At 59.8% G+C, this 10,945-nt stretch carries 16 protein-coding genes; 11 read left to right on the top strand and 5 right to left on the bottom strand.

The genetic code is table 11. The features are described 5' to 3' along the window. The 3 genes from EN742_RS11140 to EN742_RS11130 all read left to right on the top strand — a co-directional run. Positions 1-745, top strand: a 745-nt coding sequence (locus EN742_RS11140) for a L,D-transpeptidase (RefSeq protein ID WP_148670076.1), incomplete at its 5' end; no start/stop codon positions are given. A gap of 161 nt (positions 746-906) precedes the next feature. Then, positions 907-2,535 carry a CTP synthase gene (locus EN742_RS11135; protein ID WP_189375277.1) on the top strand — a complete coding sequence of 543 codons (1,629 nt, stop codon included), beginning with the start codon at positions 907-909 and terminating at the stop codon, positions 2,533-2,535. Continuing rightward, positions 2,535-3,080: a DUF1697 domain-containing protein gene (locus EN742_RS11130; RefSeq protein WP_127405953.1), complete on the top strand. Its 546-nt coding sequence runs from the start codon at positions 2,535-2,537 to the stop codon at positions 3,078-3,080. The genes EN742_RS11135 and EN742_RS11130 overlap by 1 nt, the downstream gene beginning before the upstream one ends. A gap of 47 nt (positions 3,081-3,127) precedes the next feature. Here EN742_RS11130 and EN742_RS11125 read toward each other — a convergent pair whose 3' ends face one another. After that, a complete protein-coding gene (locus tag EN742_RS11125; protein WP_128332803.1) occupies positions 3,128-4,585 on the bottom strand; it encodes an NCS1 family nucleobase:cation symporter-1 in 1,458 nt (485 codons plus the stop codon). Between the two features lie 344 nt (positions 4,586-4,929). Between EN742_RS11125 and EN742_RS11120 the strand changes: the two genes are divergently transcribed. Then, a complete protein-coding gene (locus EN742_RS11120; protein WP_126054489.1) occupies positions 4,930-5,232 on the top strand; it encodes a DUF982 domain-containing protein in 303 nt (100 codons plus the stop codon). A gap of 279 nt (positions 5,233-5,511) precedes the next feature. Here EN742_RS11120 and EN742_RS11115 read toward each other — a convergent pair whose 3' ends face one another. From EN742_RS11115 to EN742_RS11100, 4 genes are all read right to left on the bottom strand, one after another. Then, positions 5,512-6,255 (bottom strand): hypothetical protein, encoded by a 744-nt coding sequence (locus EN742_RS11115; RefSeq protein ID WP_245492295.1) that lies wholly within the window; start codon positions 6,253-6,255, stop codon positions 5,512-5,514. Between the two features lie 192 nt (positions 6,256-6,447). After that, positions 6,448-6,678: a hypothetical protein gene (locus EN742_RS11110; protein ID WP_245492294.1), complete on the bottom strand. Its 231-nt coding sequence runs from the start codon at positions 6,676-6,678 to the stop codon at positions 6,448-6,450. A 102-nt stretch (positions 6,679-6,780) separates the two neighbouring features. Beyond that, positions 6,781-6,990, bottom strand: coding sequence for a hypothetical protein (locus EN742_RS11105; RefSeq protein WP_127407707.1), 210 nt, complete (start codon positions 6,988-6,990; stop codon positions 6,781-6,783). Further along, positions 6,983-7,306: a hypothetical protein gene (locus EN742_RS11100; RefSeq protein ID WP_127407708.1), complete on the bottom strand. Its 324-nt coding sequence runs from the start codon at positions 7,304-7,306 to the stop codon at positions 6,983-6,985. Before EN742_RS11100 ends, EN742_RS11105 begins: the two co-directional genes overlap by 8 nt. Positions 7,307-7,478: 172 nt before the next feature. Between EN742_RS11100 and EN742_RS38665 the strand changes: the two genes are divergently transcribed. The 7 genes from EN742_RS38665 to EN742_RS11070 all read left to right on the top strand — a co-directional run. Further along, on the top strand, positions 7,479-8,051 hold the full coding sequence (locus tag EN742_RS38665) for a DUF1629 domain-containing protein (protein WP_210214447.1): 573 nt from the start codon (positions 7,479-7,481) through the stop codon (positions 8,049-8,051). 38 nt (positions 8,052-8,089) lie between these two features. Then, positions 8,090-8,269 carry a DUF1629 domain-containing protein gene (locus tag EN742_RS38660; RefSeq protein WP_210212598.1) on the top strand — a complete coding sequence of 60 codons (180 nt, stop codon included), beginning with the start codon at positions 8,090-8,092 and terminating at the stop codon, positions 8,267-8,269. 9 nt (positions 8,270-8,278) lie between these two features. Beyond that, positions 8,279-8,593 carry an AHH domain-containing protein gene (locus tag EN742_RS11090; RefSeq protein ID WP_127406803.1) on the top strand — a complete coding sequence of 105 codons (315 nt, stop codon included), beginning with the start codon at positions 8,279-8,281 and terminating at the stop codon, positions 8,591-8,593. Between the two features lie 527 nt (positions 8,594-9,120). Continuing rightward, a complete protein-coding gene (locus EN742_RS11080; RefSeq protein ID WP_127406805.1) occupies positions 9,121-9,309 on the top strand; it encodes a hypothetical protein in 189 nt (62 codons plus the stop codon). Positions 9,310-9,325: 16 nt separating this feature from the next. Next, positions 9,326-9,481 carry a hypothetical protein gene (locus EN742_RS38045; RefSeq protein WP_189375275.1) on the top strand — a complete coding sequence of 52 codons (156 nt, stop codon included), beginning with the start codon at positions 9,326-9,328 and terminating at the stop codon, positions 9,479-9,481. A gap of 337 nt (positions 9,482-9,818) precedes the next feature. After that, on the top strand, positions 9,819-10,643 hold the full coding sequence (locus EN742_RS11075) for an NYN domain-containing protein (protein WP_127406806.1): 825 nt from the start codon (positions 9,819-9,821) through the stop codon (positions 10,641-10,643). A 153-nt stretch (positions 10,644-10,796) separates the two neighbouring features. Next, positions 10,797-10,945 (top strand): tRNA-dihydrouridine synthase (locus tag EN742_RS11070; RefSeq protein WP_189375273.1); only part of this gene is annotated, 149 nt, incomplete at its 3' end.

Here is a 10,945-nt window from a genome sequence, read left to right as displayed (position 1 = left end):
CGCCAACCCCGGCAAGAAACCTGTCAAAATCATCGAGCCGATCGCGCCGGTCGAACCGATCCAGTCGGCCGAGCCGATCCCGGCCGAGGCGATGAATGTCGCGCTGACCGGCAACAATGGCGAGCTGCGCAGCGAGGCGCCCGGCCAGAAGCAGAGCAGCCGTGGCCTATTCGCAGGACTGTTCGGCGGCTCATCGTCGTCATCGATCAGCTATCTGCCCGAGACGCGTGCCCTCGATTCGGCTCTCGCCAAGAAGGACGCCAAGAAGCCGTTCAAGGTGAAGCCGGAATTCGTGCCGCAGGACGTCACTTTCACCGGCTATGAGCCGGGCACGATCGTCATCGACACCAGCGCCCGGCGTCTCTACCTCGTCGAATCCGCCTTCACGGCGCGCCGTTATGCGATTGCCGTTGGCCGCGAAGGCCTGCAGTTCAAGGGCACGGTCGCCGTCGGCGACAAGCAGGAATGGCCGCGCTGGATCCCGACGCTCGACATGCAGAAGCGTGAACCGAAGCACTACGGCCAGTACAAGGACGGCATGCCCGGTGGCGGCGAGAACCCGCTCGGCGCGCGCGCTATCTATCTCTATGACGGCAAGAAGGACACGCACCTGCGCATCCACGGCACCATCGCGCCGCAGTCGATCGGAACCAGCGCCTCCAATGGCTGCTTCCGCATGATCAACGAGCACGTCATGGACCTCTACAGCCGGGTCAAGGTCGGCACCAAGGTCGTTATCATCTGAGGCTTTTGCCATCATGCCGAAAGGGCCGGCTCAGCCGGCCCTTTTTGTTTTGACTGAAACTATTCCTTGCCCTTCGGGGCTTCGCGCCTTCTTGGGAAAAAGCCTTCGCGGCGGTTTTTTCTCTGGCGGAATCAATCCGGCCGCGTTAAGCGATGACTCCCATGGCGCGATATGTATTCATCACTGGCGGCGTGGTTTCCTCACTCGGAAAAGGCATCGCCGCGGCAGCTCTTGGGGCTCTCCTGCAAGCGCGGGGTTATCGCGCGCGCATCAAAAAGCTCGATCCCTACCTCAATGTCGACCCCGGCACGATGTCGCCGTACCAGCATGGCGAGGTGTTCGTCACCGATGACGGCGCCGAAACCGACCTCGACCTTGGCCATTATGAGCGCTTCACCGGCCGCTCGGCAAACCAGCAGGACAACATCACCACCGGCCGCATCTACAAGAACATCATCGAGCGGGAGCGGCGCGGCGACTATCTCGGCGCCACGGTTCAGGTCATTCCGCATGTCACCGACGAGATCAAGCATTTCGTCCTCGACGGCAATGACGACTACGATTTCGTGCTGTGCGAGATCGGCGGCACGGTCGGCGACATCGAGGCCATGCCGTTCCTCGAGGCGATCCGCCAACTCGGCAACGACCTGCCGCGCAACAACGCGGTCTATGTGCATCTGACCCTGATGCCCTACATACCGACCGCCGGCGAATTGAAGACCAAGCCGACGCAGCACTCGGTCAAGGAGTTGCGCGGCATCGGCATCGCGCCCGACATTCTTTTGGTGCGCGCCGACCGGCCCATCCCCAAGGAAGAGCGCCGCAAGCTGTCGCTGTTCTGCAATGTGCGCGAAAGCGCCGTCATCCAGGCGCTCGACGTGCCGCACATCTACGACGTGCCGATGGCCTATCACAAGGAGGGGCTGGATTCGGAAGTGCTCGCCGCCTTCGGCATTGATCCGGCGCCGAAGCCGCGCATGGAGCCCTGGCAGGCGCTCTCCAATCGCATCCACAATCCGGAAGGCGAAGTGACCATCGCCATCGTTGGCAAGTACACCGGCCTCAAGGATGCCTATAAGTCACTGATCGAGGCGCTGTCGCATGGCGGCCTCGCCAACCGCGTCAAGGTCAAGCTCGACTGGATTGAGAGCGAGATCTTCGAGAAGGAAGACCCGACTCCGTGGCTGGAAAAGGTGCATGGCATTCTGGTTCCCGGCGGCTTCGGCGAGCGCGGCTCGGAAGGCAAGATCCTGGCGGCGAAATTCGCCCGCGAGCGCAAGGTGCCTTATTTCGGCATTTGCTTCGGGATGCAGATGGCCTGCATCGAGGCTGCACGCTCGCTGGCCGGCGTCGAGCATGCTTCGTCGACCGAGTTCGGTCCGAGCGACGAACCGGTGGTCGGCCTGATGACCGAATGGCTGAAGGGCAACATGCTGGAGAAGCGCAGGGCAAGCGGCGATCTCGGCGGCACCATGCGGCTCGGCGCCTATCAGGCTGAGCTGAGCAAGGGTTCCAAGATTGCCGAGATCTACGGCGACACCCAGATTTCAGAGCGCCACCGCCACCGCTACGAGGTCAATATCGACTACAAGCAGCGGCTCGAGGATTGCGGCCTGGTCTTTGCCGGCATGTCGCCCGACGGCGTGTTGCCGGAAACGGTCGAATACCCCGACCATCCCTGGTTCATCGGCGTGCAGTATCACCCTGAATTGAAGAGCCGGCCGCTCGAACCGCATCCGCTGTTCGCGAGCTTCATCTCGGCCGCGGTGGACCAGTCGCGCCTCGTTTGATGCGGACCTACGTCGCGCTGCTCTACAGCATCATCCTGGGCGAGGGGCGACGCGTCGTCATGTCCGACCTCAAGGCGATGGCGGAGAGCCTCGGCCTGAAGAATGTCCGGACGCTGGTGGCGACGGGCAACCTGGTCTTCGACGCGCGGGCGGCCAAAATCGCCGATCTCGAACAACGGCTCGAAGCAGCGTTCGAAAAGACCTTCGGCCGCCATGTCGATATCATCGTGCGCAGCGCCGAGGACTGGCTGAAGCTCGCGAGCGGCAATCCGTTCCCGGCCGAGTCCGCCGATGCCGGCGATCAGGTCGCGGTGCGCGTCATGCGCAAGCCTGCGCCGGCGGATGCCGTCGCGGCGCTCGATGCCTATGCCGCCGAGGATGAAAAGGTGCTTTCGGTCGGCGGCGACATCTGGCTCGTCTTTTCGCGCGAGCGACCAAGCTCACGGCTGCTGGCGGCGAGCAATCACAAGCGCATGGGCATCGGTACTTCGCGCAACTGGAACACGGTGCGCAGGCTGGCGGAGATGTTGAGCAGTAGGCAGTAGGCAGTAGGCGGAACTATTCCCTAAGCCCTACTGCCTACTGCCTGATTTCAAGCCTTCGCCGTCTTGGCGCCGGCGCCGAGCGCCATGGTGCGCAGCACGTAGTAGACGGCGCCGGCGATGGCTACGCCGAAGAACCAGCCATAGACACCCCACCAGGACGGCAGCCAACTGGTGAAGTTGGGCAGGATCGAGGAGAAGATCGCGCCGATGCCGGCGGCGATGAAGGCGTTGACGTGCCAACCGCCCTGGAAGCGGAACTCGCTGTCTTCGCGGTAGAGCGCCTCGACATCGACCTCACCCTTCCGGATCAGGTAATAGTCGACCATCATCACGCCGAAGATCGGTCCCATCGTCGCGCCGATGATGCCGACGAAGTGCGCGGCGCTGCCTTCCCAGGGCGCGAAGGGGTAGAGCACGAGCGCGATCAAGGCCGCGATGTAGCCGCCCTTCTTGAAGTTGATCTGGCGCGGGAAGACGTTGGAGAAGTCGAAGGCCGGCGAGACGAAATTCGCCACCACGTTGATGCCGAGCGTCGCCACCGCGAAGGTGAGCGCCGCGAGCGCCGCCAGGAACCAGCTGTCGAACTTGGCCGAGATCTGGTCGGGATGCAGCAGCACCTCATGGTAGACATCGTAGGCGGCAATCGTGGTGACGCCGGCGACCAGCGAGAACAGGATCAGGTTGACCGGCAGGCCCCATATATTGCCCTTGCGCAGCGCCGCGTTGTCAGGCGCGTAGCGGGCGAAGTCACAGAAGTTGAGATAGAGCGCCGAGAAGTAGGTGACCCAGATCGCCGCGACGCCGAAGAGCGCCGTCCAGGAGCCGGGATCGCCTGGAATGCCGGCATCGGCGGTCTTTTCGCGCAGGACATCCATCGGGATGTCGCTGGTGAAGGCAAAGCTCCCCGACTTGACGCAGAGATAGATCGCCAGGAGCAGCATCATCACCCACACCGCCGGACCGGCCCAGTCCTGAAACCGCCGCACTGTTTCCATGCCCTTCTGGATGATCAGCAACTGCAGCGCCCAGATAATGACGAAGCAGATCACTTCCAGGGTTGAATGGCCGAGAAGGTGCGAAGTCCTGTTGAACTCATCGAACCACTGCAGTCGCGTCAGCAGCGCCACGATGGCACCCGAGGCGGCCGCCGTTTGCGCGCCGTACCAGAAGCAGGCGACGATGGCCCGGACCAGCGCGGGGACGTTGGCGCCCCAGATGCCGAAGGAAGCGCGTGCCAACACCGGGTAGGGCACGCCGGTCTTCACGCCGGCATAACCGACCATGTTCATCAGCACGTAGATGATGAGCGAACCGATGCCGATGGCTATGATGAAGTTGACGAAGCCGCCGCAGAAGAGAAACAGGCTCGCCGCCAGGTAGTAGCCCCAGAGGCTGTGGACGTCGGACGTCCACACGTTGAAGATCGAGAATGGTCCCCAGTTGCGTACCTTGGCCGGAGCCAGATCCTCATTATACAGGTCAGGCGATGCGCCTTGTATGGTCATTGCGATGTCCTCCCCTTGTGCGACGCGCCTCCACGCGTTGGTTGCGCAGGTTATGCCTGACGCAAGGGAACCGGCAAGCAACCCATTTGCCGGCTTTGGCCTTAAAGATATTCAATGAGAATCGTGCTTATCGCAGGCCGGTATTGCGGATTCCTCCTTTTTGTCGCGCGAGTCGGCGATCGGCTTTCAACCCTCCTTTGCCGGCGTTCGATCGTAGCAATGGGATCGGCCGCGTTGCTTCGAGGCATCATTTTTTTGCGCGCTCATTTGATTTTTGTGGAACCAAATGGTCCGCCGGGTGTTTAATGTGGTTCTGTGCACCGCGATCGGCCGGGAGGAAAACGATGGATCGCTTGCATTTCTTTACGCCCGTGCGGATTCTGCCTGGGCAAGGTCAGCCTGTGGAAGAAGTGGACAGTGTCGCCGAGGCGATGGTGTTCCTGCGGAAATGGCCGACGGGGCGGCGCGGACCGGTTTATCAATGCGCCCTGAATTGCTGTTCCGCCGCCATGGCCGGCAATATGTCGGCCGAGGAAGCGAGAAAGGCCTTTACCGGCTTCGCCCGCATCACCCGTCTGCTCGACGACGACATGGCCATGCCGATCGGCGGCGAGGCGATGGACAACGTTTACGCCTTACGTCGGTAGGCGCCGTATCTCGCCAGAACTGGCTGGTGTTCGTGCCCTTGCGGCGCGGACCGTGGCTCCTTGCTTATCCGTTGGCTTTCTCAGTTCCCATCACGAGGCACGGCCGTTTGAGGGCGCACAAGACGACGGGTTGACAGAGGGGTCGGTTTGCTCGGCCGCCGCGTGCCGTTCCGAGGTGGTGACGTCCCAGCCCGTCTCCTCGCAACCGTTTGTGCTGATACTTCAAGCTTGTTCCCCACATCTTCATGCACTTGGCGCCGCCACAGGAAATTCCCTGGCTCAGGCCGCCGGCGCCGCATGGAGCATGGGTTGTTCTTCGATGCTGTCGGACAGATCTGACGGAGATGCCTCGCTTCCGGCTGTGTCCCGCAGAACGAATGTCGCGATCAGGAAGGCCTGCACCACCACCAGGGCGTAGCTGGCCAGAATGACCGCGCAGGGCACGACGAAATTTAACTGCGGCGCGGCGCCAAGCACGACAGGGACGGTCCAGGATACGGCGGAAATGACGCCGCAGCCGATCAACGCCGCCTTGGTGCGGCCCTTGACCCCGGACAGAAGCGGATGGCCGATCCGCTGGCGCAGGAATGGCAGCACAAGCCGATGAATGGCTAAGCCATTGATCGACAGGATGGCGACGATGGTCACTTTGGCCCAGATTTTCGGGTTCATCAGCTTTTGCGGTTCCGCCACCTGATAGACCAGAAGAAAACCGATGCCGGAAATCCAGAGCATCAGGAGCCCCGTCGCCACAAAACGGCTGATCCATCCGACATTGCCGACGAGTTCGGCGGTGACGACCATTCGACGGTAGCGTGCCAAGAGCAGGTCGAGGAAGACGGCACCGCCGAACCCGAAAACCAGGCCAGCGAAATGGAGCAGCCGTAGAAGCGTGCGGATATAGGATACTAGGTCCGGCGCCAAACTCAGCGAGAAATCCATACCGCTCAACTTCCCCCCGAAAACGCGCAAAGATTCCTTCACGCCCGCGATAGCGCGTCGCTGCGCACGAACGATCGACATTGTTTGATTTGCATTCAGGCATCCGACGGGACCGGAAAATCCGACGTCGGATGGGCTGCTGTCTATTAAATCATGAGCGTAAGTGTCAAGTATGAAATGTAAAGACGCCAGCGATTTCGGAGTGGCTTGAAAGCAGTCCACAGTGGTCGGGCACTGCTTTGAACGGAGGTCCGCCGCATGAGCAGTGGTTTCTCAGCCCCTTGCGTCAGGGGCAGTCGGCTGATGCGCGGCCTCAATCAAAACTGCCGCTGCCTGCTCAACCTGCGCGGCCGCATGGTCGACCTGTTTGATCTTCTTCGCCAACCGGTCGTGGAGCATCGCAAGCCGCGCAGCGTGGTAGTCGGCGCTTCGCTTTTGGCCGTCCGAGTTGAGGGGTTCAAACAACATGGTGACGGCTTCTCCCAAAACCACAAGTTCAACCATTATGATGCCGCATCCTCCCGATTGGCGATCACTTCAAAAGGAGAGCAGCGGCATATCCCTTTGGGGATGGAATGTCGCGCCTCCGCCTACCTACCCGATGCCTCAATAATGGGCGGTCGGGCGAATCTTCAGGAAGCGAGTCCGCGCGTCGATCACTCGCGACTGTGCGGATCTGATACCGCCGCACAACGCAAGGCTCAGACCGACACCGCAGTCCTCATCGAGCAATTCATTTGCACGATTGATCGAGCGCTCGGCTCGTCGCCCGCGCTGTCTGGCCAAGGCCGGTTTGAAGTTCAGGATTTCAGCCATCGGTCCGCTTCCGTTTGCTTTGCGGTCCCTTCATTTTGAAGACGGGCTGATGCGCGGCGTGCACAAATACCGCGACCTGCTCGACCTCGGCAGCCTTGCGGTTGGCAATCCGCCTCATGAGCCGACCGCGCAGCATCGCCAACTGCGCGGCACGATGGCGATCGATGCGCTTGTTGCCGCGCAGGTCACCAGGACGGAGAATCAACATGCTTTCCAACGGCGCCCCAGAGCGTTTTGTTCCGGCTTTGCCGGCGCGACCACAGTGTTGCCGTCGGGCGAACGCGGCCCGCGGAAAGTTGCGATAGGTTTTGTCCACGATGGGGGTGGAGGTGCGCGTCGAGTTGGAAGCCTTTCCTTCTCCAGATGTACGCTGTTGGGCAACGTTCTGACCGTTTCCAACGAGGCCAATTCGGCCGGCGTGCCACGACAGGCGTCAACGGCCACCGCCGGGACGTATCCTGGAGTTCCTGCTCGATCCGCTGAAGGAGATGACCGATGAGGCGTTCCATGAGAGGTTGACCTGCCAATTGCGCCGCAAACATGCCTTGGCAGAGCGAATTTCGAACGCAACTGTATATGATATCATCGAATATTTCTTCCACGGATACACAGGGAGGTCTTCTATGAAGGCGGCAGAAAACACCAAAACAACCTTTCCCCGCCAGGTCGGTAAATCTCGTCGATTCTTCAAGTTCGACTCCGACTTGCGTGGCGGTAAAGGCCACGGCGTACGCATTGCAAACGAGGATGCATTGATAACGCCGGGCCTCATCGTCTTCGCGCCGCCCCCAGCGAAAGGCCATGGCTTCGCAGAACTGCCGGAAAAACCTCAGCTTGTTCACTACCCTAAGGAGGGCAAGATGCCGCGCGATCTGGAGATATTGCACGGTTACCTGATCGTTTCCGAACGCCTGAAGCGGGTTTTCGAGGATGTCGACGCAGCCGGCTTCGAGTTTGTCGACTGCGATTTTACTTTGGCAGACGGCTCGCAAGGGCCGAAATATTATTTGGCCGATGTTGTACGTGTCCTGGACGCCATCGACGAAGCGCGTCGAAAATAAGGATCGATTACGAACGTGATTACAAAACAAATGAGGATGTGAAGATCTACGATTTTGTAGGACCGACCAGCCTTGTGTTCCGGGATGAGGTGGTCGCCGATGCCCATATATTTCGTACGCCGTATGCTGGCAGCATCTTCTGCGACGAAGTGTTGAAGTCTGCCTGCAAGGTCGCCGGTGTCACCGGTCCCGACTTCACCAATGTTGAGAAGATGTGAGATTTGACCATGGCTGGCACAGAATTGTTCCGTGAGCACCACGTCATCACACAGGATCTGGCTCCCAAGAGCCTGTTGCTAAGTCTTTTAGCTAAAAACAAACTATTTAATCTCAACGCACCGCAAAATCTGCTCAACCTGCCGACAGATCGCAAGCTAGCGCAATCGCTGGATATCTCGCCTCACCCGGGCGGGCCGCTAGGAACATATGGCAAAAGACTAACCGAGGCGCTTGGTAAGATAGAAAGATCCCGTGACTTTGCGGCCGCCAGCGCCGGCGCCGCAGCCCGAATTGCGGTGCTTATGGACAAAGAGGGGCACTAGAATAGGGTAGTGGAACACGGCTCATAACCCTATCGATACAGGTTCGGGTACTTGGCCTTTTCAGTCTTGCAATTCCCCGCCCTCTGAACCGCCATGGCGAAAGCCCTTTCATAGGCGTGCGCGGCGCTCTGGAACTTCCGTGTATCTGGCGTTAGGTGTTTCTCCAGCCCGTGGTACAAAAGGACGGGAACGGCCATTATGGCTTTCCCATCCTCTGTCGGGTTCAACCGACATCTTTCCATTACGCCGATCAGGTCGCCCGCCATTCTCGCGGCCTTATTCAATCTGGCCTGGTCCATTCTGGCCAAGAAATTGATGTTGCTCTGCTCTCCTTGTCCTGCAGAGGCAGACGACATTGCGAAGCAAATACCGACGATGGATACCGCGAAAGCGTGCCCGAGTTTCATTCTTCCCCCGAATTGAATCCAGTAATGCAGGTTTGCACATCAGCTGAAGAACCCGCGAACGCGTGCCTGTTGATCAATCTTACGTAGAATATTTTCCTTTCACAACTACAGGAGCAAGCAATGTCGACACGCTGCGCAACCATCATATCCGATGGCGATGGGCAGGAAATCATCAACGCCATCGCCGATATCGAAGGTGCCGCGCCTCAGGTCGGGTTCGGCACGGTCGAGAAAGTTGCCGACGGCGTTCTCATCGGCATCGTGCGCGGCGGCCCGGTAAGCGCGGTCGGTGGTTTCGGGTTCCCCTAAGGAGCCGTAGTTGCTGATGAGCGCAACGTCGGTGTCGCGTGTGCGGAGCCGAAGGACAAGGGTGACCAAGACGCGTGGCAAGGCCATGGATATCAAGCCGGCCGACGAACCCGCTAAGGATGGCGAAGCGGGCAACAGCACTGTCGGCGCCGATGCCAAGGCCGGCGAGTAAAACTGGCTACCCGCGATCGAAAAGGGTCGCGGCTTCGCCACCAGGTTCATGCGCCATACAAGCGCCAAAAGGTAACGACATCTGGAAGGCGCCCAGCTTTCGCCGGCGAAAGCCTATCTTCGCCACGGTTGAAGATCTTTGGGCCGCAGCAGTCGAATATTTCGCATAGCCCGTAACGTCGCCGAAGATCGATCGAAATTAAGGTGGCATGGCCCCCACGGTGTCGATAGGCCAACTGCCCCTCACGGCGCACCCGAGGGGCGCTGCTTGAACCACAATCGTGCGCACATTGCACAGATGCTATCAATGAAGATGCGCAGGGAGGGCGAACAATCGAATGGAAAATGAGGACAGGTCGCGAACCACATCTGATCGGCGAATCGCCTTGCTCATCGATGCGGACAATGTGTCCCACGGCAAGATCGCAGCGATACTGGCGGAACTTTCAAAATACGGCACGGCCAATATCCGCCGCGCCTATGGCGATTGGGCAAGCGCCAATCTCAGGAACTGGAAAGACAAACTGCACAATTTTGCAATTCGGCCCATTCAACAGTTCACCTATTCCGCCGGCAAAAACGCCACCGATATTGCGCTTGTGATCGATGCAATGGAGCTTCTCTACACTCAAAAGCTTGACGCTTTCTGTTTGGCTTCCAGCGACGCCGATTTCACGCCACTAGTGATGCAGTTGAAGGCCAATGGACACGAAGTCTACGGATTTGGTGAACGCAAAACGCCCACACCGTTCATCAATGCCTGCACGACTTTCCTCTACCTCGATAGCCTGGACGATGCTGAGCAACCGACAACTCCTGTAGCCCCGGGCGAGAAACCAAAGACCAAAGCGGAATCGGCGGCCAGGTCTAAAAAGCCCGCCGACAAGCGAACGGGCAAGTCTCTATCGCAAGATACGACCCTCGTGACGATCCTGCGTGGCGCTGTGGAAGCCACGGCGCAAGACGATGGATGGGCAGCTATGTCATCGGCAGGAAGCGCAGCGAAACGACAGGCGCCCATCGATCCACGAAACTATGGAGTGAAGAACTTTCCGGCACTCTTCGCGGCGACTGGCCTCTTCGACATAATGAAGATGGAGAATGGGCAGAGCTACGTCGCAGACAAGCGGAACAAGGACCGCTCACCACAGCCGAGCCGATAGGGAGGCCGGCGGGCGCTTTTCTTGCCGGCCAACGCCATTACCAACGACAGGCCGAGGCAATTGAAAAAAATCGAGAATAGACTAGATGGTGCGGCTCGCCGGGCTGACCACAGTGTTGCCGTCGGGCGAACGCGGCCCGCGGAAACGAACGAGATGAGCAAGGTGATGAATCGGCTGGCGATCGCGCCAATGATGGACTGGACGGATCGGCATTGCCGGTACTTCCACCGTCAGCTGACGCGCCGGGCGCTGCTCTATACCGAGATGGCGGTAGCCGACGCGGTCATCCAGGACGCGCGCGA

Origin of the sequence: Mesorhizobium sp. M4A.F.Ca.ET.020.02.1.1 (assembly GCF_004022645.1) — a bacterium.
Classification (GTDB): Bacteria; Pseudomonadota; Alphaproteobacteria; order Rhizobiales; family Rhizobiaceae; genus Mesorhizobium.
This window is presented reverse-complemented; position numbering and strand designations above follow the sequence as displayed.